The organism is Actinacidiphila sp. bgisy144 (assembly GCF_057708105.1).
In genome coordinates this window covers 307,374-333,109 of the sequence record NZ_JBYIRM010000001.1, presented here as the reverse complement: position 1 = coordinate 333,109, position 25,736 = coordinate 307,374, and the positions used below count along the sequence as shown (strand labels likewise).

16 protein-coding genes, 1 pseudogene and 1 riboswitch are annotated in these 25,736 nt (G+C 74.1%); of the genes and pseudogenes, 8 read left to right on the top strand and 9 right to left on the bottom strand.

The genetic code is table 11. From position 1 onward, the window contains the following. Positions 1 to 3: 3 nt before the first annotated feature. Positions 4 to 156: riboswitch (cyclic di-AMP (ydaO/yuaA leader) on the bottom strand. 188 nt (positions 157 to 344) lie between these two features. Beyond that, positions 345 to 1,469, bottom strand: a complete 1,125-nt coding sequence (locus AC3EVP_RS01540; protein ID WP_435125026.1) for a C40 family peptidase — start codon at positions 1,467 to 1,469, stop codon at positions 345 to 347. A gap of 312 nt (positions 1,470 to 1,781) precedes the next feature. Between AC3EVP_RS01540 and pcrA the strand changes: the two genes are divergently transcribed. Then, a complete protein-coding gene (gene pcrA / locus AC3EVP_RS01535; protein ID WP_335978153.1) occupies positions 1,782 to 4,277 on the top strand; it encodes a DNA helicase PcrA in 2,496 nt (831 codons plus the stop codon). A 43-nt stretch (positions 4,278 to 4,320) separates the two neighbouring features. Here pcrA and AC3EVP_RS01530 read toward each other — a convergent pair whose 3' ends face one another. Next, on the bottom strand, positions 4,321 to 5,856 hold the full coding sequence (locus AC3EVP_RS01530; RefSeq protein WP_435125023.1) for a M23 family metallopeptidase: 1,536 nt from the start codon (positions 5,854 to 5,856) through the stop codon (positions 4,321 to 4,323). Between the two features lie 139 nt (positions 5,857 to 5,995). Then, positions 5,996 to 6,862, bottom strand: coding sequence for an esterase/lipase family protein (locus AC3EVP_RS01525; RefSeq protein WP_435125020.1), 867 nt, complete (start codon positions 6,860 to 6,862; stop codon positions 5,996 to 5,998). A gap of 329 nt (positions 6,863 to 7,191) precedes the next feature. Between AC3EVP_RS01525 and icmB the strand changes: the two genes are divergently transcribed. Beyond that, positions 7,192 to 7,599 carry a coenzyme B12-dependent isobutyryl CoA mutase small subunit gene (icmB, locus tag AC3EVP_RS01520; protein ID WP_435125017.1) on the top strand — a complete coding sequence of 136 codons (408 nt, stop codon included), beginning with the start codon at positions 7,192 to 7,194 and terminating at the stop codon, positions 7,597 to 7,599. A 9-nt stretch (positions 7,600 to 7,608) separates the two neighbouring features. Here icmB and AC3EVP_RS01515 read toward each other — a convergent pair whose 3' ends face one another. The 5 genes from AC3EVP_RS01515 to AC3EVP_RS01495 all read right to left on the bottom strand — a co-directional run bounded on the left by AC3EVP_RS01515 (position 7,609) and on the right by AC3EVP_RS01495 (position 14,600). Continuing rightward, entirely contained in the window at positions 7,609 to 9,576 is a 1,968-nt protein-coding gene (locus AC3EVP_RS01515; RefSeq protein ID WP_435125014.1) for an FtsX-like permease family protein, read from the bottom strand. A gap of 338 nt (positions 9,577 to 9,914) precedes the next feature. Beyond that, positions 9,915 to 10,586 (bottom strand): ABC transporter ATP-binding protein, encoded by a 672-nt coding sequence (locus AC3EVP_RS01510; RefSeq protein WP_435125011.1) that lies wholly within the window; start codon positions 10,584 to 10,586, stop codon positions 9,915 to 9,917. Between the two features lie 108 nt (positions 10,587 to 10,694). Further along, a complete protein-coding gene (locus AC3EVP_RS01505) occupies positions 10,695 to 11,060 on the bottom strand; it encodes a hypothetical protein (RefSeq protein WP_435125008.1) in 366 nt (121 codons plus the stop codon). Between the two features lie 416 nt (positions 11,061 to 11,476). Beyond that, positions 11,477 to 13,039, bottom strand: coding sequence for a DUF5691 domain-containing protein (locus AC3EVP_RS01500; RefSeq protein WP_435125005.1), 1,563 nt, complete (start codon positions 13,037 to 13,039; stop codon positions 11,477 to 11,479). Between the two features lie 208 nt (positions 13,040 to 13,247). Then, positions 13,248 to 14,600 (bottom strand): SWIM zinc finger family protein, encoded by a 1,353-nt coding sequence (locus AC3EVP_RS01495; protein WP_435125003.1) that lies wholly within the window; start codon positions 14,598 to 14,600, stop codon positions 13,248 to 13,250. Positions 14,601 to 14,760: 160 nt separating this feature from the next. Here AC3EVP_RS01495 and AC3EVP_RS01490 point away from each other — a divergent pair, with 160 nt between their 5' ends. The 5 genes from AC3EVP_RS01490 to sucD all read left to right on the top strand — a co-directional run bounded on the left by AC3EVP_RS01490 (position 14,761) and on the right by sucD (position 22,314). Further along, positions 14,761 to 15,897 carry an ATP-binding protein gene (locus AC3EVP_RS01490; protein WP_435125000.1) on the top strand — a complete coding sequence of 379 codons (1,137 nt, stop codon included), beginning with the start codon at positions 14,761 to 14,763 and terminating at the stop codon, positions 15,895 to 15,897. Between the two features lie 122 nt (positions 15,898 to 16,019). Then, the gene (locus tag AC3EVP_RS01485) at positions 16,020 to 18,587 is read left to right on the top strand and encodes a DUF5682 family protein (protein ID WP_435125581.1); all 2,568 of its coding nucleotides are present in this window, start codon (positions 16,020 to 16,022) and stop codon (positions 18,585 to 18,587) included. Next, entirely contained in the window at positions 18,584 to 19,804 is a 1,221-nt protein-coding gene (locus AC3EVP_RS01480) for a VWA domain-containing protein (protein WP_435124997.1), read from the top strand. Before AC3EVP_RS01485 ends, AC3EVP_RS01480 begins: the two co-directional genes overlap by 4 nt. 431 nt (positions 19,805 to 20,235) lie before the next feature. Then, positions 20,236 to 21,408: an ADP-forming succinate--CoA ligase subunit beta gene (gene sucC / locus AC3EVP_RS01475; RefSeq protein ID WP_335978141.1), complete on the top strand. Its 1,173-nt coding sequence runs from the start codon at positions 20,236 to 20,238 to the stop codon at positions 21,406 to 21,408. Between the two features lie 21 nt (positions 21,409 to 21,429). Beyond that, entirely contained in the window at positions 21,430 to 22,314 is an 885-nt protein-coding gene (sucD, locus tag AC3EVP_RS01470; protein ID WP_335978139.1) for a succinate--CoA ligase subunit alpha, read from the top strand. A gap of 473 nt (positions 22,315 to 22,787) precedes the next feature. Here the strand turns inward: sucD and AC3EVP_RS01465 are convergent. Beyond that, positions 22,788 to 23,804, bottom strand: a pseudogene (locus AC3EVP_RS01465) (SigE family RNA polymerase sigma factor); the annotation flags it as partial. Between the two features lie 158 nt (positions 23,805 to 23,962). Here AC3EVP_RS01465 and AC3EVP_RS01460 point away from each other — a divergent pair. Next, on the top strand, positions 23,963 to 25,624 hold the full coding sequence (locus AC3EVP_RS01460; protein ID WP_435124993.1) for a cell division protein PerM: 1,662 nt from the start codon (positions 23,963 to 23,965) through the stop codon (positions 25,622 to 25,624). Positions 25,625 to 25,736 lie beyond the last annotated feature (112 nt).

The following is a 25,736-nucleotide window of genomic DNA, read 5'->3' as shown; positions in this document are numbered from 1 at the left end:
GCGACTCCTTCCGTGGACCGCCGACCGGGTTAGCTGACGGGTTCGGGCGGGGAAGGTCGCCCTACGGTGCGGACGCGGGTCGCGTCTGCCCCGATTCACCCCAAAGTGCTCTGGGTCCCCGGTTCCGGCGCCGGCCGGATTAGGCGGAGGTGATGCGCTGCCGGACCTTCGCCGACGGGAGGCGGACCACCTAGCGGGTTACCGTAGTCAACTTCAGCGGATCTCGGGGAGTTTGGATCGCAATGTGACCGAAATCGCTCTGTGACCTTGGGTTTTGCGGACTTGCTGATCGGACATCCGGGTCATGCGGTGGCGACCCGGACGAGACGGCCGACGCGCCCCTATTACGGGCGGACGGCCGCATAGAAGGTCATCTCGGTGATGGGCGCGATCTTCACCACGGTGCCGGTGTGCGGGGCGTGGATCATCTCGCCGCCGCCGATGTAGAGCCCGACGTGCTCGTCGTCGTCGAAGAAGACCAGGTCGCCGGGTTGGAGGTCGGACTCCGAGACCCGGGTGCCCACGTTCACCTGGTCGTAGGTGGTGCGCGGCAGGGTGACGCCCGCGGCCTTGTAGGCGGCCTGGGTCAACCCCGAGCAGTCGTACGAGTCCGGGCCGGTGGCGCCCCACACGTACGGCTTGCCGAGCTGCTTGCGGGCGAAGGCGATGGCCTGCTCGGCGGCCGTCGAGGAGGACGTGGACGTGGACGTGGTGGCGGACGCGGTGGCGGCGGCCTTCGCGGCCTGCGCCTGCTTCGCCTTCTCCTGGGCGGCGATCTGCTCCGCCTTCTTCTTCGCCTCGGCCTCCTGCTTCGCCTGGAGCTCCGCCAGCCGCTTCTTCTCCTGCGCGGTGAGGCTGTTGAGCAGCTTCTGCGCCGCGCCGAGCTTCGTCTGCACCTCCTGCTTGGCGGACTTCAGCTCGCTCTGCTTGGCCGTCAGCGTGGCCAGGCTCTTGGCCGCCTCGACCCGCTGCTGGGTGACGGCGACCTGCTGGGTCTGGTAGGAGACGACCGCGGCCCGCTCGCGCTTGCCCATCACGTCCGTGAGGTGGATCTCGGCGGCGAGGTCCTGCGGGTTGTCCGACAGCAGGTAGCGGCTGGTGCTCATGTCGCCGCCGCTGCGGTACTGCGCCGCCGCGAACTCGCCCAGCACGCGCCGCGAGTCGTTGAGCTTCTGCGTCTTCTGGGCGACCTGCGCGAGCAGCTTGTTGACCTTCGCGTTCTGCGAGGTGGTCTGCTCCTGCGCCTGGTCGTACTTCTGGGTCGCCGCCTCCGCCTGCTGGTTGAGGGCGTCGACCTGCTTCTTGACCTCGCTGATCGACGGCTGCGCGGGCTTCGCGGGCGCGGGGGTGGCGCTCGCGCTCTCGCTGAGCAGCGTGACGGTGGCCAGCGCGGCGGTGGTGATCCCCACGGCCGCGCGCGGGCCGGGGGTGCTCAGGAGCGCGGTACGGGCCTTACGGTGCGTCGCCATGGCGGACGGACTCCTCTCGGACGCTGCCGGTTCCGGCTGGTGCGGCACGCTAGCCAAAGCCCGGCACGGCTGGGAAGGGCGATGTCCGATAAGGGTCGATACCTTTTCGTAATCTTTTGCCGAAGCCTGGTCGGCGTCACCCAGCGTGGCGAGCGGGCTACCCGGGCGAGGAGTTTCCTGTGCGTACGGCCTGCATTCGCTGTGCGCCTGCGGTGTGGTGGGGCCGCGCTGAGGCTGAGCCGGGGGAGTCCGCGCGGCGACTTCCGCGGACCGGCCTGAGCTGTCGGCGGTCGGCCCTAGACTCGGGAGGCGATGAGCAGCCTCTTTGACGACAGCTTCCTGGACGGTCTGGACGCGGCCCACGGGCCCGCCGACAGCGAGCAGCCCCCGCCACCGGACGACGGCCCCGGCGGCGAGGAGGTCCCGCACGACCTGTTCCAGGGGCGGTACGACGACCCGCCGGCACACGACGCGCACTACCGCAACGGCGCGCCGCGCCCCGTGCTCGACCCCGCGCAGCTCGTCGCGGGGCTCAACGAACAGCAGCGGGCGGCCGTGGAGCACCACGGCGGGCCGCTGCTCATCGTCGCCGGCGCCGGCTCCGGCAAGACCCGCGTGCTCACCCACCGCATCGCCCACCTGCTCGCCGCCCGCGACGTGCACCCCGGCTCCATCCTCGCCATCACCTTCACCAACAAGGCCGCGGGCGAGATGAAGGAGCGGGTCGAGGAGCTGGTCGGGCCGCGCGCAAACGCGATGTGGGTCTCGACCTTCCACAGCGCCTGCGTGCGCATCCTGCGCCGCGAGTCCAAGACCCTCGGCTTCACCTCGTCGTTCTCGATCTACGACGCCACCGACGCGCGCCGGCTGATGGCCCTGGTCTGCCGGGACCTGGACCTCGACCCCAAGCAGTTCCCGCCCAAGTCGTTCAGCGCCCAGGTCTCCAACCTGAAGAACGAACTGGTCGACCACGAGACGTTCGCCGCGCGCGCCGAGAATCCCTTCGAGCGCAAGCTCGCCGAGGCGTACGCGATGTACCAGGCCAGGCTGCGCGACGCGAACGCGCTGGACTTCGACGACATCATCATGACCACCGTCAACCTGCTCCAGGCGTTCCCCGACGTCGCCGAGCACTACCGGCGGCGCTTCCGGCATGTCCTCGTCGACGAGTACCAGGACACCAACCACGCCCAGTACACCCTGGTCCGCGAACTCGTCGGCACCGGCGCCGAGCCCGCGGACGGCGCCCCCGCCACGCCCATGGCCGAGCTGTGCGTCGTCGGCGACGCCGACCAGTCGATCTACGCCTTCCGCGGCGCCACGATCCGCAACATCCTCCAGTTCGAGGAGGACTACCCGCAGGCCCGCACCATCCTGCTGGAGCAGAACTACCGCTCCACCCAGAACATCCTCAGCGCGGCCAACGCCGTCATCGAGCGCAACGCCGGGCGCCGCGCGAAGAACCTGTGGACGCAGTCCGGCGAGGGCCCCGTCATCACCGGCTACGTCGCCGACCAGGAGCACGACGAGGCGCAGTACGTCGCCGAGGAGATCGACCGGCTCACCGACGCCGGCGACGCCCGCCCCGGCGACGTCGCCGTCTTCTACCGCACCAACGCCCAGTCCCGGGTCTTCGAGGAGGTCTTCATCCGGGTCGGCCTGCCCTACAAGGTCGTCGGCGGCGTCCGCTTCTACGAGCGCCGCGAGGTCCGCGACGTGCTGGCCTACCTGCGGGTGCTCGCCAACCCCGAGGACGCCGTGCCGCTGCGCCGCATCCTCAACGTGCCCAAGCGCGGCATCGGCGAGCGCGCCGAGGCGATGATCGACGCGCTCGGCCGACGCGAGGGCATCTCCTTCCCGCAGGCGCTGCGGCGCGTCGACGAGGCGTACGGCATGGCCGCGCGCTCGGCCAACGCGGTCAAGCGGTTCAACACGCTCATGGACGAGCTGCGCACCGTCGTGGAGTCCGGGGCGGGCCCGGCCGTCGTCCTGGAAGCGGTGCTGGAACGCACCGGCTACCTCGCCGAGTTGCAGGCGTCCACCGACCCGCAGGACGAGACCCGGGTGGAGAACCTCCAGGAGCTCGCCGCCGTCGCCCTGGAGTTCGAGCAGGAGCGGGAGGGCGAGGAGAGCGGGTCGCTCGCCGAGTTCCTGGAGCGCGTCGCGCTCGTCGCCGACTCCGACCAGATCCCCGACTCGCCCGACGGTGAGGAGGACACCGGCGGCGTGATCACCCTGATGACGCTGCACACCGCCAAGGGCCTGGAGTTCCCGGTGGTGTTCCTGACCGGCATGGAGGACGGGGTCTTCCCGCACATGCGCGCCCTCGGGCAGGTCAAGGAGCTGGAGGAGGAGCGGCGGCTGGCCTATGTCGGCATCACCCGCGCCCGCAACCGGCTCTACGTCACCCGGTCGATGATGCGCAGCGCCTGGGGGCAGCCCTCCTACAACCCGCCCTCCCGCTTCCTGGAGGAGATCCCCGACGCGCTCATAGAGTGGAAGCGCACTGGGCGGCCCCAGTCCGCCGGCTCGGGCGGCGGCAGCGGCTCCAGGGCGGCGGCGTCCGCCGCGTCCTCCGTCACCGCCCGCGGGCGCTCGGGCACCGGCGGCTTCGCCACGCGCCGCTCCGCCGGCGACCGCCCGGTGATCTCCCTGTCGGTCGGCGACCGCGTCACCCACGACCAGTTCGGGCTCGGCACCGTCATCGCCGTGACCGGGCGCCCCGGCGACGAGAAGGCCACCATCGACTTCGGCGACGAGCGGCCCAAGCAGCTCCTGCTGCGCTACGCCCCGGTCGAGAAGCTGTAGCGGGTCGCCCCGGCGGACCAGGCCGGGGGCCGGGGGCGCGCGGCTACCGCGGGTCGAGGCCGTGGGAGAGCAGCCAGGGCAGCGGGTCGATCGGGGACCCGCCGCCCGGCCGGACCTCCAGGTGGAGGTGCGGCCCGGTGGTGTTGCCGGTGTTGCCCGAGTAGGCGATCACCGTCCCGGCCTTGACCTTGCCGGACCGGATCTTCGTGCTGCTCAGGTGGCAGTACCAGGTCTCGGTGCCGTCCGGCGCGGTGACGATCGCCATGTTGCCGTAGGAGCTGTTCCACTGGGTGCGCACGGTGCCGTCGGTCACGGCCATCACCGGCGTGCCGACCTGCACCGGGAAGTCGATGCCGGTGTGCAGCGCCATCCAGTGCTCGCCGGACTGCCCGAAGTAGGCGCTCAGGCCCTTCTGCTTGACCGGCAGCACGTACTTCGGCCGCAGCGCCTCCTTGCGGGCGGCCGCCTCCTCCGCGGCCTTCTTCGCCGCCGCCTGCCGGTCCGCGAGGTCCACCCGCTCCTGGGAGCGGCTGGCGCGGGTGGCGAAGTCGTCGGCGTCCCGGCTCACCCCGCTCAACTGCCGGTCCAGCTGGGTGGTCGGCGCCTTGCCGGTGGCCGCGTCGGCGGTCGTCTTCGACGCGTCGTGGCCCACGCCGACCCCGCCGTACGCCGCCGCGCCGACCGCCGCGACGCCCATCACGGCCACCGACGGCACCCCGACGGTCAGCAGCGCCGAGCGGCGGGCCGGCTTGCGGCGGCGGCTGCGGGCGGTGGGCACCTCGTCGGCGGTGAAGTCGTGCCGTACCGGCGCCTCGTCGGCGGGCAGGTCGAACGCGAGGTCCGCGCCGAGCAGTTCGGTGTCGTCGGGGGCCGGGGCAGCGCTGCTGACCGTCGGGGTGCCGCGGGTAGCCGTCATGGTGGTGGTCGCGCCCACGGCCGCGGTGGCGGCGGCCGAACCGGGCGCGGCGGCCGGCGCGTCGAAGCCGGTGCCGTAGCCGCCGGCGGTGGGGCCGACGGGCGCCTCGTACGCCTCGGGGGCCTCGGGGGCCGCGAAGGGCGCGGTCACCTGCTCGTAGATCCCGGTGTCGCCGCCGCTGTCGTAGCCGTAGCCGTCGTGGACCGGGTAGGCCCCGGAGTCCCACTCCTGCTGCTGCGGGTAGGCCGGCTGCTGGGCGGTCTGCCAGGCGGTGGTGTCGTAGCTGCCCGTGTCGTAGTAGGCGGCGCCGGTGGCCGGGGCGGCGTACGGGTCGTAGACCGGGTGGGCGCCGGTGTCGTAGCCGCCGACGGCGTAGGTCCCAGTGTCGTACCCGTTCGGGTCGTAGCCGCTGTGGCCGTTGTAGCCGTACGCGTACGGGTCGTAGCCGCCGGAGGGGGCCTGCTGCGCCGCGTCCGGGTCGTAGCCGTAGGCGTACTGCTGGTCGTACGGCGCGGCCTGCTGCGGGATGGGGGCGTAGCTGTAGCTGCCGGTCGTGTCATCCGCGTATGTGGTGCCGACAGTCGGGTAGGAACCCGAGGAGTAGGCGTCGTACGCGTGGGCGTCGTGGCCGGAGTCGTACTCCGACGGAGGACGTGGGTTCACCGCCAGCTTCTCTTTCGCCTAGGCAGCAGGAGAATTAGCGGCGACTGTAGCCCTCCGCACCGGCCGCGGACAATCTTCCGGCCCGACCTGGCGCCCGCCTTGCCCGGTGTTCGGTTGGTATTCGACCGTTATGTGTCCGTTATGCGGCGTCGATGGCGGCGGGCAGCGGGCCCGGTCCGGACAGGGCCCGCCTGACCTCCGCGGCCACCGAGCCGTGCACCGGCAGGGCCAGATGGCCGATCCCGCGGACCTGGATGTTGTCCACGGACAGGTCCGGGTGTTCGAGGCGCGCCGACTCGACGGGGATCATGAACTCGTCGAGGTCGCTCCAGAACGCCGCGAACCGGGTCCGGCAGCCCGGCGCGGGGGCCGCCAGCTCGGCCAGCACGGGCGAGCCGGGCCGCATCTGGCGGGCCAGCGGGTGGGGCGCCAGGGCGGGCACCGCGCGGGTGCCGGCGTGCGGGGTGCCCATGGTGACCAGGGTCCGCACCCGGGCGTCGCCGCCCAGCCGCTGGATGTAGTAGCGGGCGACCAGGCCGCCCAGGCTGTGGCCCACGATGTCCACCCGCTCGTGCCCGGACTCCGCGCAGACCCGCTCGATGTGCGGGCCGAGCATCGCGGCCGCGGTACGGATGTCGCCGGTCAGCGGGGAGTAGTTGAGCGCCTGGACCCGGGTCCAGCCGTGCCGCAGCAGCGAGCGGCGCAGCAGGGCGAAGGCCGAGCGGTTGTCCACGAAGCCGTGCAGCAGCAGGACCGGGGGCTGCCCGTGCCCCTCGCGCTCCGCGGGCGGGGCGCCCTGCGCGGCGCGCTCGGGGAGCATCCCGGTGGGATAGAGCAGCAGGTGCCCGGCGAACAGGGCGAGGTCGATGGCGGCGACCTTGGCCAGCTCGGCGCCGTGCCGTCCCCACAGCGCGTGACCGGGGATACGGTCCCGCCGGCCGTCGTCCGGGGCGTCGCGGGGTGTCGGCCCCGGGTCCGGCTCGCTTTCCGAGGACTGGGCGGCCATGGCCCACCTCCCGTCGCGGCGCCCGGGTCGTCGTCGAACCGGGTGCCCTCAGCGGGAGCCGGAGCGGGCGCCGTGCCGCCGCGCCCTGCGGCTCGACACGCGGCGGCACGACACCCTGGCTGCGGCTCTCGAAGGACGAGCCGGGCGTCCCCCCGGCTCCCGGCGTGTCCCTCGCCGGCCACCGCGGGCAGCCCCGGCCCTTGTCGTGAATGTGTCCCACTGTGTGATTTCCCCCTCGCCGCCTCCCGTAAAACTGTCGGGCGCGGCGCGCGGGCGCTAACGTTCGTTTACGCGGTACGGCCCGCGTCCCATGGTGAGGGAGGCAGCGAATGGGAGTGTCCGGACAGATCCGCGTGGTGGTCGCCAAGCCCGGGCTCGACGGTCATGACCGCGGCGCCAAGGTGATCGCGCGTGCCCTGCGCGACGCGGGCATGGAGGTCATCTACACCGGGCTGCACCAGACGCCCGAGCAGGTGGTGGACACCGCGATCCAGGAGGACGCCGACGCGATCGGGCTCTCTATCCTCTCCGGCGCCCACATGACGCTCTTCGCCAGGGTGGTCGAGCTGCTGCGCGAGCGCGACGCGGCCGACATCAAGGTCTTCGGCGGCGGCATCATCCCCGACGCCGACATCCCGCCGCTCACCGAACTCGGCGTGGCCGCGATCTTCACCCCCGGCACCTCCACGGGCGAGGTCGTCGACTGGGTCCGCGCCAACATCGGCCAACCCGCCTGACGTGCAGGGTCACTCCGCCCGCAGCAGCCCCGGGTCCGGCCGCCGCCCGGTCATCAGCAGCGCCGAGGGCGCCGCGGCGAGCATGCCCGCGACCGCGACGCCCCCCAGCACCAGCAGCGCGGCCGGGTGCGCCCCGACGTGGCCCGTGGTGATCCGGTCGAAGGCCGCGTTCAGCAGGAGGTCCACCCCGACCGCCAGCCCGCACCCGAGAGCCATCGGCAGGTTCAGATACCACAGCTGCGCGCGCCTCAGCACGGCGGTGTCCGCGCCCGTCACCACCAACGCCGCCGTTGCCCGGCGTCGCCCCACCGCTGCATCACACCCGGTGACCACGAGAGTGACCAGCAACAGCACCCCGATCACCGCGGCCACCGCCAGCGTGATGATGCGGTACGGCGCCAAGCCCGCTTTCGATGCGGCGAGTTGGGCCGCCGTGCTGTCCAGCGACGCGGCGGGGTCGGCGGCCAGCACCCGCGATCGTACGGCTGCCTCCGTGGCCGACCCGCCGTCGGTGAGGACGATCGTCGCGGCAGGGCGCGGCAGGGGCAGCCCGGCGAGGGCGGGACTGCCGGGCGGAACCACCACGTCGGCGGTGAAGGCCGCCGCACCGTCCACGTCGGGAAGCACCAGGGTCCGCGCGGGAACTGTCAGCGTCACCCGCGGCCCGGCCGCGGCGGGATCGGCCGCGTAGAGCATGGTGACGCGCTGCCCGGCGGCCGCGAGCGACGGGCGGTCCGGTGCGGCCAGCCGGAACGGACCGCTCGGGCAGTGCCGCAGTGCGTCCGGCCAGATCACTTTCAACTGGGCACAGTCGGCCACCAGTACGGAGACAGGTGACGGGACCTCACCCGGTCCGGCGGCCGGTTCCTGGTAGGTACGTAGCGGCACCGCACCGCGCACGCCGGGCAGCGAACCGAAGGGCAGCCGTGCCACTGCCGCAGACGGCTGCTCCACCGTCACGGCCTTCCCCGCCGGAGTGCGCAGCGTCCGGACCAGGAAATCGGTGGCCGCGTGGTCGTACGTCGACAGCAGCAGCCCGGCGGTGGACAGAGCCACCATCCCCACCACGAGAGCCGCGGAGGCCCGCGCGGTGTCGCCGAAGCCGCGCTCAAGTCGGCGGCCCGCCAGTTGGAGCGACAACCGGCGGGTGCGGCGGCCCCGCGTCGATGCCACCCCCCGTACCGCGAGGGGCAGCGCCAGTGGCACTCCGAGCAGGCTCAACACCATGCTGAGATAGAGCAGCGCGAGCGGCAGTGTCTGGTCGCCACCGGAACCGCCCTGGTGATGGAGCGTCAACCCGACAAGGATGAGCAGCCCGCCGACCAGCGGCAGTGCGGCACGCCATCGCAAGGGCCGCGGTTCGGCGGCGCGCCGGACCGCGTACGGGGCCGCCACCGCCCGGGCCGCGCCGCGTCGCGCGATGCCCACGCCGACCAATGGCAGCAGCAGGGTCGCAGCGATGCCGAACGCTCCCGGCCGCGCGTCGTGCGGGAAGAAGCTCAGCCATGGAACGGGCAGGAGTCGGGCCGGGAGGAAGAACAGCCACCCGGCCGCGACGCCCAGGGCGCACACGAACAGCACCTCGCCGGTGAGTACGGCACCGGCCTGTCTGCGGGTCGCACCACTGAGGCGCAGCGCGGCGATCCGTCGGTGCCGCCGTTCCGAGGAGACCCGCACACAGGCGCTCACCAGGATGGCGAGCGGGACGCAGACCAGGGCGGTCACCGCAGCCGTGGTGGTGTAGACCGTCTGCACCCGGGAGTCCGCGACCCTCCCGCCGACCGCGTCGTCACCGAACCCGAAGGCGCGCACCGCACCTTCACGTCCCTGGAGCGGGCTGTAGCCGACCCAGGCGGTCAGTTCGTCCGGACTGCCCAGTCCGGCGTCACCGATCAGTGTGTGATGCCCGCCGCAGTAGCGGCGGCGCAGTTGGTCGGCGCCCGGCGTTTCCATCAGCCGCGCGAGGGCGGGCGACACGACGCAGTCGGAAGGTGAAGGCAGCCGGCCCATGCCCGGCGGAGGTATCACGCGTCCGCCCCCTGGGGTGGTGCGATCCACCAGCACACGGCGGATTCGCGATCCCTGCCAAAGGTCGGTGTCCTGACGGGTCCATACGTATGGCTCGGCCGCCGTGCCTTCGCGTGTCGGCGCCATGGCCGCGGTGCGGTCGATCCGGGTGACGGCGATGTGCGCCGCGGCGCCTGTGCACAGCAGGGCGAACATGGCCACTGCCACGCCGAAAGCGGCGAGGCCGGTGCGCAGCCACGTCTCCTTGTCACCTCGCACTGCGTGCCGTACGCCGAGGCCGAGACCGTTCAACGGGTGCTCGTCTCCTCGGCGGTGACCTGGCCGTCCGCTACGTGCACGACGCGGTCGGCCGACTCGGCCACCCGCATGTCGTGGGTGACCAGGAGGACCGCGCTGCCCTGGCCGCGTGACAGCTCCCGCAGAGCGGTCAGTACGGTTCGGCTGCTGTGGCTGTCCAGTGCGCCGGTGGGTTCGTCGGCGAACACCACGCTGGGTCGGTGCACGAGCGCTCGGGCCACCGCCGCACGTTGCATCTGCCCGCCGGACACCTGCCCGGGGCGGCGGCCGCCCAGCGCGGCGATGCCAAGGGACTCCAGCATCGCCGCGGCCCGGCGTTCGGCTGCTCTGCGTCCCACGCCCGCGAAGCGCAACGGCAAGGAGACATTCTCCAACAGGCTCAACTCCGCGACCAGTTCACCGAACTGGAAGACGAACCCGAACTTCGTCTGGCGCAGTGCGCTGAGCTGGTCGTCGTCGGCCCGGTCGATCCGGAAACCGTCCAGGTCGACCGTGCCCTTGTCGGGCCGGACGATACCCGCGAGGCAGTGCAGCAGTGTGGACTTCCCGGAACCGCTGCTCCCCACCACGGCGACCATCTCGCCGTCCCGCACGTTCAGTGAGGCACCGGACAGCGCACGGTCGTCGCCGTAGGCGACATACAGCGAGTCTGCACGCAACACGGGCGGCTCCAAGGACGTTCATCGCGGGCGGTCACGCCGGGCACCCGCTGACCGAGCCCCCGAAACTCCGGACCCGGCGAGCATATGTCCGCCGGGTCCGGAGTGCTATCAGGGGATGTTCCAGTGGTATGTCGACGAGCAGTTGTCCGGTTCGAGCTGGACATCTCGGCAGACGCGGAAGTAGAGGTCTTCGAACGACCCGTCTCCGTTCTGTCGAGCATCGACCACCGATATGGTACTACCGTTGCCCTTGCTGTTCCGCAGGTGCACATGGCCGAACCCGTCCTGCCACCAGTCGACGTACACCGAGTGGCTGTCTCCGGAAGTGTCGGAGAGCGAGCAATTTATCTGTGCATGATCATCGTGGATGAGCACCTTCCACGTGTAGAACGAACACGTGGCCCGTGCTCCGGTGGTGCTGCGCGTGGCCGCTGAGGATTGTGCCGCGGACGCCTCGGTGACGGTGAGAGCCATCACCCCTGCGGTCAGAGCCGCTGCGAGCGCAAGGCGACGAATCATCTATTCCCCCCTGGCATAGTTCGTCCCATGGGTTGCCGGAGTTCTGTGGCTCCTGCCGCCCATGTGCCGATCAGATTCGGAATGACATTATCCGTGCCCCGTTTTCTGCGCAAGCAAATAGCGATTTCGTCAGGAGGTGCGGGCTGGGCGTCGGGAGGGGGCTTCCGCTCCTGTCAAGCGTTCTTTCGGGCGACGCTGGCCGGATTTTCGCCAATCCGATGGCCCGGAGGGTCGGATTCCGCGCGCAGGCCGTCCGGATGGAACCATTCCGCTGCTCCGAATTGAGAAAAAGCGGAATGGTGGACTGTTTCTTCGGGCATCGAACCGGAATCGCTCGCGTGCGGTTTTTTCGCCGGTCGACGGAAAATCGGTTACTGGAGTGAGAGGAGTTCCTCGGCCATCAGGGCGCGCAGGCGGAGGGTGGCGGTGAGGCGCTGGAAGGCTTCGGACCAGTAGGCGCCGGCGCCGGGGGAGCCGTTGGGGGACTCCTCCGCGGCGGCGCTGAGCAGGGCGACCTGTTCGGCGCAGCCGGGGTCGAGGCAGCGCTCGGCCAGGCCCATCACGCCGCTGAAGCTCCACGGGTAGCTGCCGCCGTCGCGGGCGATGTCGAGCGCGTCGACGACCGCGCGGCCGAGCGGGGCGCTCCACGGCACCGCGCACACCCCGAGCATCTGGAACGCCTCGGACAGGCCGTGCGCGGCGACGAACCGCGCCACCCAGGCGGCCCGTTCGTCCGCCGGGAGGATCGCGAGCAGCTTCGCGGGATCGCCGATCGCCGCGACCGGGCCGCCCCGGGCGGAGGGGGCGCCGAGCAGGGCCCGCGCCCAGGCGGTGTCGCGCTGGCGGACCGTCGCCCGGCACCACGCCGCGTGCAGGTCGGGCTGCCAGTCGTCGAGCACCGGGAGGGCGACGATCTGCTCGGGGGTGCGCCCGCCGAACCGCTCGGGCCAGGTCGCCAGCGGTGCGGCCTCCACCAACTGGCCGAGCCACCAGGCGCGTTCGCCCCTGCCGTTGGGCGGCTTCGCGGTCACCCCGTCCCGCTCCATGGCCGCGTCGCACGCGTACGGCGCCTCGACGGTGATGCCCTCGGGGGCGAGCGACACGCAACTGCGGGAGCGCTCCGCCATCCGCCCGGCCAGCGCGGAGGCGGGCAGCGCGGAGAGCAACTCGGCGGCCGTGGCCCGTACGTTGCGGCTGCGGTCGGTCAACGCCGCTTCCAGGAACGGTTCGTCGGCCGCGGACAGCCCGGTCCGCAGCGCGTCCATGAACATCAGCCGGTCCTCGGCGCGTTCACCCCGCCAGGTGGCGGCGAGCAGCGCCAGCGCCCCGGCCGGGTCCGCCTGGCGCAGCCGGGTGAGCAGGGCCACCCGCTCGGCGAACAGGCCCTCCTCCCACAGCTGTGCGCGGGCGGCGGAGTCGGCGACGGCGGTGCCGGCACCCACCGCGCCGCCGCCGGCCCGCAGCGCGAACCTCCACTCGGGGTTCAGCTCGGCCAGCCACAGCGCGCGCGGCCCGGCGAAGGCCAGGGCGTCCGCCCGCAGGTCCGTACGCGCCCGGGCGATGTCCAGCAGCGCGGGCAGCAGGGCGGGCGGCGCCGCGTAGCCGCGGGTGCGGGCCGTGGCGAGCCACTGCGGCAGCAGCTCCAGCAGATTGGGCGCCGCGTTCTGCCGGCTGCGGCCGCCGCCGGTCAGCATCGACTCCAGCCGGCGCCGGGCGGCGTCGGGCAGGCGCGGGCGCGGGTCGGCCGCCACGGCCTTCGGCCGCGGCCCCGCGGTGCCCGGCCGCAGCCCGGCCCGGCGCCGCACCACGCCCACCGCGGCGGCGTCCAGCAGGCCGACGGCCGCCTCCTGCGCGTCCCCCACCACGCCCGCGGGCCGCCGCCGCTCGGTGCCGAGCAGTGCGCTGCCCACCAGGTCCTCCCACGTCCCACCCATCGGGTCCCCCTTCTTTCCGCTTCCTCTGCTGCCGATCTGCCGGGTGCCCGCCCGCGTTTCGAAGGGGCGGCGCCGCGGCCGGTCGGGTCTGGTCGGTCGGATCTGGTCGGTCTGGCCTGGTCTGGTCGGGTCGGTCGTGTCTCGTCGGTCGGCCGGTGCGGCCGGGTCCGGTCGGGCCGGCTGGTCCGGTCCGGACGTGTGCGGGTGGTCAGGGCAGCACGGGGGTCGGCGCAGGCGTGTCGGCCGACCACGCCGTGAGCGGCTTCGCCCCGGCGGGCGTCAGCTCGGCGAAGACGGTGAGCGGGTGGCCGCCGGACAGCGCCGCCAGGCGCCAGGGCGCGGGGCCGGCCAGCGGTACGGCGTCGGTGCCCGCCGCGTCGGCGAGCTGCCAGCGGTCGGGCCCGGGTATGGGCACGACGCCGGAGAGCAGGACCGGCCAGGCGTCCATCCAGGGGTCGTCGGCGAGCGCGGCGCCGTACGCGTCGAGCGCCGGGCCGATCGCGGTGCCGGCCGGGACGGCCGCCGGGGGAGCGGTGGTGGTGCGGTGCGGGCCGAGGGCGGCGCGCAGCGGCACCGCCGACGGGTGGTAGGCGAGCTCCGCCTCCAGCACGACGCCGACCGGGAAGGCGAGTTGGGGTGAGCGGCCGGCCGCGCCGAAGGACAGCACCAGGGCGAACCGCCCCGAGGCAGCGTCCCGCAGCCAGATCCGGCGGGTCGTCAGGTCGTCGGTCGTGTCGTACTGCGCGAGGACCAGCCACCGGCCGGGCACGGTCGGACCGGCGAGCAGCTCCGCGCTGTCGACGGTGAACCCGACCCGCGCCCGCAGGGTATCCACCAGCGGCCCCGGCAGCCCCTCGCGGCCGAGGAACCCGCGCGCGAGCAGGTGCAGCAGCGCGGTCTCCTCCAGCATCCGCGACGGCCAGTCGCCGCCCGACGCCGGTATGGTGCCCAACTCCCGCACCCGAGAGGCCAGTCCGGGCGCCTGGGCGTCCACCATGCGGGCCGCTGTCTCCTCGAACGCACGGTGCCCGGCGCGGTCCGCCCCCGCGAGCCCGCCGCGCAGCAGGTCGGCGAGCCGCTGCTCCAGCTCCGCGGCGCCGCCCTCGACCCGCACCGCCCGCCGGTCGGCGCGCCGGCGGGCCGCCTCCGGGTCCGCTGGTCCGGCGGCACGGGCCGCGCCGGCAGCCGCCGCCGCGGCCTCCTCCTTCTTGCGCCGCGCGGACACCCACTGCTCCACCCACTCAGGCTCGGTGCCCGCCGCGCCGGCCGCGGCTATCGGCCCCTCCGCACCGCCGGCCCACAGGATCAGCAGCGCCAGCGCGTGCTTGCACGGGAACTTCCGGCTCGGGCAGGTGCAGCGGTACGCCGGACCGCGGGTGTCCACCGCCGTCTGGTACGGCTTGCTGCCGCTGCCCCTGCACAGGCCCCACACCGCTGTGCCCGCCGCCCCCGTGCCGGACCACGGCGCGGGCGACGCGAGCTTCGCGCCGGCCTTCCGTGATGCGGCGTCAGGCGCCAGCGCGAGCACCTGATCCACCGTCCACCGCGTTTCCGTCTCCATGTCACAGACCGTAGATCCCCCCTCTGACAATCGCCATGACCTGCGGAAATAGCGCTGGGTGACCGATTGTCAGAGGTCGGGTGCACAGTGGGAAACACACCGAACGAGCACGCGGCGGGCAGGCCGCCGTGCAAGCGAGTGGGGGAGAACCGTGTCGCTCTTGTCCGAAACCAGCAGCACCACCAGCAGCACCACCGGCGGCGCCGCGCCCGGCACCGAGCAGGCCCTGCGGCCGCACGCGGAGGACTCGTTCGCCGACGAGCTGGCCGCGCTCGCCGCCGCCGACGACCGCATCCGCCCGGCCCGGTGGAAGCTGTCCCCGTGGGCCGTCGCCACCTACCTGCTCGGCGGCACCCTCCCCGACGGCACCGTGATCACCCCGAAGTACGTCGGCCCGCGCCGCGTCGTCGAGGTCGCCGTCACCACCCTCGCCACCGACCGCGCGCTGCTCCTGCTCGGCGTGCCCGGCACCGCCAAGACCTGGGTCTCCGAACACCTCGCCGCCGCGATCAGCGGCGACTCCACCCTGCTGGTCCAGGGCACCGCGGGCACCCCCGAGGAGGCGATCCGCTACGGGTGGAACTACGCACAGCTGCTCACCCACGGCCCCACGCCCGCCGCCCTCGTGCACAGCCCGGTGATGCGCGCCATGGCCGAGGGCCGCATCGCCCGGATCGAGGAGCTGACCCGCATCCCGGCCGACGTGCAGGACACCCTCATCACGATCCTCTCCGAGAAGACGCTGCCCATACCGGAGTTGGGCACCGAGACCCAGGCCGTGCGCGGCTTCAACATGATCGCGACCGCCAACGACCGCGACCGCGGGGTCAATGAGCTCTCCAGCGCGCTGCGCCGCAGGTTCAACACCGTGGTGCTGCCGCTGCCGGCCACCGCGGAGGAGGAGGTGGACATCGTCTCCCGCCGCGTCGAGCAGCTCGGCCGGGGCCTGGACCTGCCCGCCGCCCCGCGCGGCGCCGACGAGATCCGCCGCGTGGTCACCGTCTTCCGCGAGCTGCGCGGCGGCGTCACCGAGGACGGCCGCACCAAGGTCAAGTCGCCCTCCGGCACGCTCTCCACGGCCGAGGCGATCTCCGTGGTCACCGGCGGGCTCGCGCTCGCCGCCCACTTCGGCGACGGGGTGCTGCGCGCGGGCGACGTCGCCGCCGGCATCCTCGGGGCGGTGGTCCGCGACCCGGCCGCGGACCGCCAGGTGTGGCAGGAATACCTGGAGACGGTCGTCCGCGGGCGGGACGGCTGGAAGGACTTCTACCGGGCCTGCCGCGAGGTGTCGGCGTGACGGCCCCGGCCGGCGCGGCGATCGGGACGGACGCGAAGCCGCCCGGCGCCTCGCCCGATCCCTCGCCCGCGGCAGGGCCGGCGCCCCGCCGCGGCCGGTCCGCCCGCACCGCCGACGACGTGCTGCTGCTCGGGGTACGGCACCACGGCCCCGGTTCGGCCCGCGCGGTGCGGGCCGCGCTGGACGCCTACCGCCCGGAGGCCGTGCTGATCGAAGGGCCCCCGGAGGCCGACGCGTTGACCGCGCTGGCCGCCGACCCGGCGATGCGGCCGCCGGTCGCGCTGCTGGCCCATGTGACCGACGACCCGGCGCGCGCCGCGTTCTGGCCGTTCGCCGAGTTCTCCCCCGAGTGGGTGGCGATGCGGTGGGCGGCCGAGGCGGGCGCGGCCGTGCGGTTCATCGACCTGCCGGCCGCGCACACCCTCGCGATGCGCGCCCCCGAGCCGCCCAAGGACCCGGGCCCCGGCGACGATCCCGGCCCGGGCCAGGGCGCAGCTCCGGACGGCAGCACGGACACCGGCACGGACACGCCGTCCGCCGCCGTGCCGCCCACAGCCGAGCCACCCGCCGCCGTGCCGTCCGCCGCCGTACGGGTCGACCCGCTCGCCGTGCTCGCCGAGACCGCCGGGTACGACGACCCGGAGCGCTGGTGGGAGGACGCGGTGGAGCACCGGGACAGCGCGGACGGCGCCGACCCGCTGGCGCCGTTCGCCGCGGTCGCCGAGGCGATGGCCGCGATCCGCGCCACGTACGGGGACGGCGGGGACGACCGCGACCCGTTGCGCGAGGCGCACATGCGGCTGCGGCTGCGCGAGGCCCGCCGGACCTACGCGCGCACCGCCGTGGTGTGCGGCGCCTGGCACGTCCCCGCGCTCGCCGGGCCGGCCACCGCCGCTGCCGACCGGCAACTGCTCAAGGGCCTGCCGAAGGCGAAGGTCGAGACCACCTGGGTGCCGTGGACCCACCGCAGGCTCGCCCGGGCCGGCGGTTATGGCGCGGGTATCGACTCCCCCGGCTGGTACCAGCACCTGTTCACCGCGCCCGACCGGCCCGTCACCCGGTGGATGACCAGGATCGCCGGCCTGCTGCGCGAGGAGGACCTGCCGGTCTCCTCCGCCCACGTCATCGAGTCGGTGCGGCTGGCCGACACGCTCGCCGCGATGCGCGGCCGCCCGCTGGCCGGCCTCGGTGAGACGGTCGACGCGGTGCGCGCGGTGATGTGCGACGGCTCCGAGGTGCCGCTCGCCCTCATCCACGACCGCCTCGTGGTCGGCGACGCGCTCGGCGAGGTCCCGCCGGACGCGCCCGCGGTGCCGCTCGCCCGCGACCTCGCCCGCGAGCAGCGCCGGCTGCGGCTCAAGCCCGAGGCGCTGGAACGCGAACTCGACCTCGACCTGCGCAAGGAGACCGACGCCGGCCGCAGCCGCCTGCTGCACCGGCTGCGCCTGCTCGGCATCGACTGGGGTGAGCCGGGCGGCGCGCGCGGCGGCAAGGGCACCTTCCGGGAGAGCTGGAAGCTGCGCTGGGAGCCGGAGTTGGCGATCCGCGTCGCCGAGGCGGGGATCTGGGGGACCACCGTCGAGGCCGCGGCGGGCACCCGCGCCCAGGAAGCAGCGGTCGCCGGGGCGACCCTCGCCGATGTCACCTCCACCGCCGAGCGGTGCCTGCTGGCGGGGCTGTCCGGCGCCCTGCCCACGGTCATGCGCGTACTCGCCGACCGCGCGGCCCTCGACGCCGATGTCGCCCACCTCGCCGCGGCCCTGCCCGCCCTCGTCCGCGCGGTCCGGTACGGAGACGTCCGCGGCACCGACTCCGCCGCCCTCACCCGCGTCGCGGCCGGCCTCGCCGAACGCGTCCGCATCGGCTTCCCGCCGGCCTGCGCCAACCTCGACCGCGACGCCGCCACCGCGCTGCGCGCCCACCTGGACGAGGCGCACCGCGCTGTCGCCCTCCTCCCCGCGCCCGACACCGAGTCCCCCAACGCCGAGTCCCCCGGCGCCGAGTCCCCCGACGCCGAGCCGGACACCGTGCCCGCCGACGCGGCCCCCGACGTCGCCGGACTGCGGGAGCGCTGGGCCGGGATGCTCCGGACCCTCGCCGAACGGGACGAGTCGGTGCCGGGGCTGCTGCGGGGCGCCGCGGCGCGGCTGCTGCTCGACGAGGGCCGGCTGGAGGAAGGGGAGGCGGCGCGGCTGATGGGGCTGGCGCTGTCGCCGGGCACCGCACCGGCCGAGGCGGCCGGCTGGGTCGAGGGGTTCCTCGCCGGCGGCGGCATGCTCCTGCTGCACGACGAACGGCTGCTCGGGCTGGTGGACGGCTGGCTCGCCGGGGTACCGCAGGAGGCGTTCACGGACGTGCTGCCGCTGCTGCGGCGGACGTTCGCGGAGTTCGAACCGGGCGTGCGCCGCTCGGTGGGCGAACTGGTGCGGCGCGGACCGGCTGCCGCGCACCGGCCGCGGGCGGCGGGCTCCACCGGGGAGGCGGGCCTGCCCGGCTTCGGCGCGGAGCTGGACCGGGCCCGCGCGAACAGGGCGGCCAGGACCGTACGGCTGCTGCTCGGCCGCGGCGGCACCACCGGCCCGGCCGAACTCGATGAACCCGATGAACCCGATGAACTCGAAGCACCGGACGGAACAGGCGACGCGCAGACGCCGACGCAGCCGGCCACCCGACAGGGAGCACCCGCATGACCGACACGACCGCGCCCGCCACCGCGCCCGTCGCCGCGCCCGCCACCGCGGCCCCCGCCGGCACCGCCGACGCCGAGGAGCGGCTGCGCCGCTGGCGGCTCGTCCTCGGCGGCGGCCCGGCCGAGGGCACCGGCTGCGAGCTCAGCGGCCGCGACGCCGCGATGGACCGCACCCTCGGCGCGCTCTACGGGAGCGGCCGACCCGGCCAGGGCGAGAGCGGGGGAGCCGAGCGCTCCGCCGGGCTCGGCGGTTCGGCGCCCCGGGTGGCCCGCTGGCTGGGCGACATCCGCACGTACTTCCCGAGTTCCGTGGTCTCGGTGATGCAGCGCGACGCGATCGACCGGCTCGGCCTGTCGGCGCTGCTGCTGGAGCCGGAGATGCTGGAGGCCGTCGAGGCGGACGTCCACCTGGTCGGCACCCTGCTCTCCCTGAACCGGGCGATGCCGGAGACCACCAAGGAGACCGCCCGCGCGGTGGTCCGCAAGGTGGTCGCCGACCTGGAGAAGCGGCTCGCGAGCCGGACCCGGGCCACCCTGACCGGCGCGCTGGACCGCTCGGCGAAGACGTACCGGCCGCGCCACCGCGACATCGACTGGGACCGCACCATCCGCGCCAACCTCCGGCACTACCTGCCCGAACACGGCACCGTGGTGCCCGAACGGCTGGTCGGCCACGGCCGCGCGGACCAGGCGGTGAAGAAGGACGTCGTGCTGTGCATCGACCAGTCCGGCTCGATGGCCGCGTCCGTGGTGTTCGCCTCCGTGTTCGGCGCCGTCCTGGCGTCGATGCGCTCCATCGCCACCCGGCTGGTGGTCTTCGACACCGCCGTCGTCGACCTCACCGACGCGCTCGACGACCCCGTGGACGTGCTCTTCGGCACCCAGCTCGGCGGCGGCACCGACATCAACCGCGCCCTGGCGTACTGCCAGTCGTTGATCACCCGTCCGGCCGAAACCGTCGTGGTGCTGATCAGCGACCTGTACGAGGGCGGCATCCGCGACGAGATGCTGCGCCGGGTGGCCGCGATGAAGGCGTCCGGTGTGCAGTTCGTGGCGCTGCTCGCGCTGTCCGACGAGGGCGCGCCGGCCTACGACCGCGAGCACGCCGCGGCGCTCGCCGCCCTGGGCGCACCTGCGTTCGCCTGTACCCCCGACCTGTTCCCGGAGATCATGGCCGCCGCGATAGAGAAGCGCCCGCTGCCCATACCCGAGCCCTGACCGGCGGCCCGCCGGCGCCCGTCGGTGCGCGCCCGTACGCGTCCGTACGCGCCCGTGCCCGGACCGTGCCCGGAGAGGCCCGGACATGCCCGGAACGGTCAGCTCCGGGCACGCCCCGCCCGACCGTTCGGCCCGCTCGTCCCGGGCCGCCCGGGCCCACCCGGTCCGCGGAAAGTTGTGACCGTTCTCACCGCGTCCATGTGAGGCACGATTTAGGACGCCACGGCCCGCGGCGATAACCTGCAAGACGGACATGCCGCGTACTCGGTCACCGTGTGCGCTTCCCTTGTGACTGCGCACAGTCGCCCTGCCCGTTGCGGCACGCCCAGCCGATCAGGCGGCGCTGCACTTTTGGCGGCAGCCGCCTGCGAGACGCTGAATTCCGGGCGATGCCCGAGGAATCCAGAAGACCAAAAGGGAGACGGACGCGCGTGGACCTGTTCGAGTACCAGGCGAGGGACCTCTTCGCCAAGCACGGTGTACCGGTGCTGGCCGGTGAAGTCATCGACACGCCTGAGGCGGCGCGCGAGGTGGCGGAGCGGCTGGGCGGCCGGGCGGTCGTCAAGGCACAAGTCAAGGTCGGCGGCCGCGGCAAGGCCGGCGGTGTGAAGCTCGCCGCCGACCCGGCCGACGCGGTGGCGAAGGCCGAAGCGATCCTCGGCATGGACATCAAGGGCCACACGGTCCACAAGGTCATGCTCGCCCAGACCGCGGACATCAAGGAGGAGTACTACGTCTCCTTCCTGCTCGACCGCACCAACCGCACCTTCCTCGCCATGGCGTCCGTCGAGGGCGGTGTCGAGATCGAGGTCGTCGCCGAGGAGAACCCCGACGCGCTGGCGAAGGTCGCGGTGGACGCGCTGGAGGGCGTGACCCCGGAGAAGGCCGCCGAGATCGTGGCCGCCGCGAAGTTCCCCGCCGACATCGCCGACCAGGTCGCGGACGTGCTCCAGCAGCTGTGGACCGTCTTCGTCAAGGAAGACGCCCTGCTGGTCGAGGTCAACCCGCTGGTGAAGACCGGCGAGGGCAGGATCGTCGCGCTCGACGGCAAGGTCTCGCTCGACGAGAACGCCGCCTTCCGGCAGCCCGAGCACGAGGCGCTGGAGGACAAGGCCGCCGCCAACCCGCTGGAGGCCGCCGCCAAGGCCAAGGGCCTGAACTACGTCAAGCTCGACGGCCAGGTCGGCATCATCGGCAACGGCGCGGGCCTGGTCATGTCCACCCTGGACGTCGTCGCGTACGCCGGCGAGGAGTTCGGCGGTGTGAAGCCCGCCAACTTCCTCGACATCGGCGGCGGCGCCTCCGCGGAGGTGATGGCGAACGGCCTGGAGATCATCCTCGGCGACCCGGACGTCAAGTCCGTCTTCGTCAACGTCTTCGGTGGCATCACCGCCTGCGACGAGGTCGCCAACGGCATCGTGCAGGCCCTGGAACTGCTCGCCTCCAAGGGCGAGGAGGTCACCAAGCCGCTGGTGGTCCGCCTGGACGGCAACAACGCGGAGCTGGGTCGCAAGATCCTCTCGGACGCCGACCACCCGCTGGTGCAGCGCGTCGACACGATGGACGGTGCGGCCGCCAAGGCCGCCGAGCTGGCTGCGAAGTAAGGGAAGAGGACTCAAGACACCATGGCTATCTTCCTGACCAAGGACAGCAAGGTCATCGTCCAGGGCATGACCGGCGCGACCGGCATGAAGCACACCACCCTGATGCTGGGCGACGGCACCAACATCGTCGGCGGCGTCAACCCGCGCAAGGCCGGCACCACCGTCACCTTCGAGCAGGGTGACGTCCCGGTCTTCGGCTCCGTCAAGGAGGCCATGGAGGCCACCGGCGCGGACGTCACCGTGATCTTCGTACCGGAGAAGTTCACCAAGAGCGCGGTCGTCGAGGCGATCGAGGCCGAGATCCCGCTCGCGGTCGTGATCACCGAGGGCGTGGCCGTCCACGACACCGCCTCGTTCTGGGCGCTCGCCCAGGCCAAGGGCAACAAGACCCGGATCATCGGCCCGAACTGCCCCGGCCTGATCACCCCCGGCCAGTCGAACGCGGGCATCATCCCCGGCGACATCACCAAGCCGGGCCGGATCGGCCTGGTCTCCAAGTCGGGCACGCTGACCTACCAGATGATGTACGAGCTGCGCGACATCGGCTTCTCGTCCGCGGTCGGCATCGGCGGCGACCCGATCATCGGCACCACGCACATCGACGCGCTCGCCGCGTTCGAGGCCGACCCCGACACCGACCTGATCGTCATGATCGGCGAGATCGGCGGCGACGCCGAGGAGCGGGCCGCGGCCTTCATCGAGAAGAACGTGACCAAGCCGGTCGTCGGCTACGTCGCGGGCTTCACCGCGCCCGAGGGCAAGACCATGGGCCACGCCGGCGCCATCGTCTCCGGCTCCTCCGGCACCGCGCAGGCGAAGAAGGAGGCCCTGGAGGCCGCGGGCGTCAAGGTCGGCAAGACGCCGTCCGAGACCGCGCGGCTGGCCCGGGCGATCCTGGCGGGCTGACCCCGCCCGACCGCACGACCCGGCTCAGCGGCCGGTGGCGGCGCGGGTCCGCTCCCCGGAAGGGAGCGGGCCACGCCGCTGTGCTGTACGGCCCCGGGCGCGGTGGTTGTCAGATCGGTGCTCGGGGCGGGCGCGGTCGCGGTCGCCGTCGGCCCCGACCGCCCGGCCGGGCGCGGCGCCTGGTGGTCCGGGGTGACGATCACCGCGACCGTGGTGACGGCGGCGATCACCGCGGTCAGCGCGTACGCGCCGACGGTACGGTGCCGGGTCGCGCGCTCGCTCGCGGCCCGCACACCGTCCGGCCGCCCGGCCGGCTCCGGCGGTTCGGGGGAGGCGACCCCGGGGGCGCCATCCGCGCCGGTGCGATCATCTGACGCGGTCTCAGTTCGGGGGCGCTCGTCGAGCAGCGCCCCCAGCCGCTCCGGCAGCACCTCCTCGGCGAGGTCCGGCACCGCCTCCGTCAGCGCCGCGCGCGCCGCGACGATCCGCGCCGCGGCCGCCGTCTCGCTCGCCTCCGCCTCCGCTGCCGCCGTCGGCAGTGCGAGCCCGAGGCCGTCGTGGAGCAGCACCGCCGTGCGCTGCCGCGGCGGAAGCGCGAGCAGGGCCGCGGCCAGCGCGTCGTCGGGGGTACACGGCTGCGGCCGGTGCCCGCCCGCCCACTCCGGCACCCACCGCTGCCAGGGCGCGAGCGCGTGCTCGTACACGGCCGCGCGCAGCCAGCCCACCGGGTCGCTGTCCCGCGCGACCTCCGGCCATCGCTGCCAGGCCAGTCCGTACGCGTACGCCACCGACTTCCGCGCCTGGTCCGGGTCGCCGGTGAGCAGTTCCGCCTGGCGCGTCAGGGCGCCCGCCGCGTGCCGATAGAGGGCGTCGAACGCGTCCGCGGGCGAGGCGTCACCGGAAAGCCCGAGGTCGCAGGGGGCGGCCGGGGCCGGCGGGTGGGGCGCGAGGGAGAAGAGGTCGGGCAGGCCGTCGTCGGGCTCGGTGCCGCCGAGCGGGTACGCGGCCGGCTCGGCGGGGTGCGGTTCCGACGGTGCGTCAGGTACGGGGGCGGGGGCGACGATGTCGGGTCCGCCGGTGCCGAGCCCGAGGGTGGCTGGGGCCAAGGTGACGGGCGCGGGCGCTGCCTCGGGTGCGGGGGCGGCGGTCGCGGTCGGCGCGCCGATGGCGGTCGGCGCCGTGGCCGCCACCAGGACCAGCGCCTCCAGGGGCGGGCGCGCGGCCGTTTCGGCGCCGGCGCGCGGGCGGGTGGGGCCGTTCGCCGGGCGGGCGGGGCGGTCGCTGCCGCCCGCCGCTCCCTTCCGGTGCGTCCGCCGGGCCGAGCCGCGGCCGGCCGCCGCCCCGCCACGGCCCGCGGCCGAACCGCCGCGCCCCGCCGCCGAACCGCCGCGCCCCGCAGCCGAATCGCCGCCGCCGACCGCGGTGGTGCCCTGGACGCCGTTCCGCTTCTGGGCCGCCGCCTGCTTGCGGGCCTTGCGCCGTGACGTCATCGGACCGCCTCTCGGCGAGCGGTACCTACCGTAATGCTGGCGTTCGTCCGCTGACATGACAGTCCGAAAAAATGACACATAGCACTCATTCTCGCCGACACGTCGACTTTTCGCCTTCTCCCCGGGCGAAACGGGTGTTCCTGCCACCATGGGTGGCCGTGACGCAGACGAGCGAGCCGCTGACCGCTTCCGCTTCCGTATCCGCCCTGCCCCCGCGGTGGGCCGCACTGCGGGTGTCCGCGCTGGCCGCGGGCGCGTCCGCCGCCGGGCTAGGGCTCGGCGGGATCGCCGCCGTCGTGCTGCTGCTGTGGATCGGCTCGCCGTTCCCCGACACCAGCCTCGGCGGCGCGCTGCATGTGAGCGCCGACCTCTGGCTGCTCGCGCAGGGCGCGGGCCTGGTGCGCACCGCCACGCTCTCCGGCGACCCGTCACCCGTCGCCGTGGCGCCGCTGCTGCTCAGCGCGCTGCCCGCGTGGCTGCTCTTCCGCGGTACGGCCTCGGCGGTGGCCGCCGCCGTCGACGGCAAGGACGCCGACGATGCCGCCGACGCCGGTCACCCCGACCACGCCGACCGGTCCGCCGGCGCCTCCGACCCCGCGGACCGCCTGACCGGCCGGGCCCGGGTGCGGGCCGCCGCCGCGGTGACCGGGTGGGTGCTCGCCGGCTACCTCACCCTCGCCGCGGTCGCGGCCGTCTACGCCACCGGCGGCTCCGTGCACGTCGCCCCACTGACCACGCCCTACGTCCTGCTCTTCGCCGGCGCCGCCGCGAGCTGCGGGGCGTGGTCCGGCTGCGGGCGGCCCGGGCCCGAACTGCTGCCGCTCGACCGCTTCCGCGCCGGGCGCGGCACGTACCGGCTGCACCGCGGCCACGCCGAGGAGGCCGGCGCGGCGGTGCGGGCCGCGGCCGGCGCGGTCGCGCTGCTGGTGGGCGGCGGCGCCCTCATCGGCGCGGCCGCGCTGATCTGCCACATGGGTGCGGTCGGGCAGACCTACCAGCAGCTCAGCGCCTCGCTGGTGGGGCGGGTCTCGGTGCTGCTCGTCGCCGTCGGCCTGGTGCCCAACCTCGCGGTCTGGGCCGCCTCCTACGCGCTCGGCACCGGCTTCGCGGTCGGCGCGGGCAGCGCGGTCGCCCCGGCGGGCGCCTCCGGCTACGTCCTGCTGCCCGGTTTCCCGCTGCTGGCCGCGCTGCCGCACACCGGTACGTCCTGGGCCGGCTGGAGCACCCTCGCGCTGCCCGTGCTGGCCGCACTCGGAGTGGCCTGGTTCGTCGGCAACGACGCCTGGCCGGTGTGGAGTACGGTCCGCGTCACCTTCGGGGCCGCGCTGGCGCTGGGCGCCGGGTTCGCGGTGCTCGCCGCCTGGTCGGGCGGTCCGCTCGGGCCGCACCGGCTCGCGGACTTCGGGCCGCGCTGGTGGCTGGCGGGGGCCGCGGCAGCCGGATGGACGCTGGTGATCGCGCTGCCGGGTGCGCTGCTGCTGCGCTACCACGTCGCCCACCCGCCGCACCCGTGGCGGTCGTTGGTCGGCGGGCTGCGCCTGCCCAAGCTGCGGGTGCCCCGGCCGCGGATGCCCCAGACGGCCTGGGCGCGGCTGCGCAGGTCGGGCAGCACCACGGCGACGAACGACGACCCCGCCGTCGCGCCACCCCCGCCCGTGCCCCTGCCGAAACCGGCTTCCGCCGAGCCGACCGCTCCGGCCGCCTTCCCCCCGCCGCTCCCCGGGCTCGCCCCGGCCCCCCTGCCGATGTTCCCGCCCCCACTGCCCGACCTACCCCCCACCGCCGCACCCCCGCCACCCCCGGAATCGCCCAGCGACTGACCGCGCGACGGCCCCGCCGCCTACCCGCCGCCGCTGCCCGACCTACGGACCGCAGTCGCCAGCGGGGCCCGGGGCGCCCGGCGGGCCTCCGGCCGGCTGACTGCGCGTCGGT

What these genes read in the sequence shown, in the direction of transcription:
- AC3EVP_RS01540 (WP_435125026.1), bottom strand. Translation starts at nt 1,469, where the DNA reads ATGGCGACGCACCGTAAGGCCCGTACCGCGCTCCTGAGCACCCCCGGC.
- pcrA (WP_335978153.1), top strand. Translation starts at nt 1,782, where the DNA reads ATGAGCAGCCTCTTTGACGACAGCTTCCTGGACGGTCTGGACGCGGCC.
- AC3EVP_RS01525 (WP_435125020.1), bottom strand. Translation starts at nt 6,862, where the DNA reads ATGGCCGCCCAGTCCTCGGAAAGCGAGCCGGACCCGGGGCCGACACCC.
- icmB (WP_435125017.1), top strand. Translation starts at nt 7,192, where the DNA reads ATGGGAGTGTCCGGACAGATCCGCGTGGTGGTCGCCAAGCCCGGGCTC.
- AC3EVP_RS01505 (WP_435125008.1), bottom strand. Translation starts at nt 11,060, where the DNA reads ATGGCTCTCACCGTCACCGAGGCGTCCGCGGCACAATCCTCAGCGGCC.
- AC3EVP_RS01500 (WP_435125005.1), bottom strand. Translation starts at nt 13,039, where the DNA reads ATGGGTGGGACGTGGGAGGACCTGGTGGGCAGCGCACTGCTCGGCACC.
- AC3EVP_RS01495 (WP_435125003.1), bottom strand. Translation starts at nt 14,600, where the DNA reads ATGGAGACGGAAACGCGGTGGACGGTGGATCAGGTGCTCGCGCTGGCG.
- AC3EVP_RS01480 (WP_435124997.1), top strand. Translation starts at nt 18,584, where the DNA reads ATGACCGACACGACCGCGCCCGCCACCGCGCCCGTCGCCGCGCCCGCC.
- sucD (WP_335978139.1), top strand. Translation starts at nt 21,430, where the DNA reads ATGGCTATCTTCCTGACCAAGGACAGCAAGGTCATCGTCCAGGGCATG.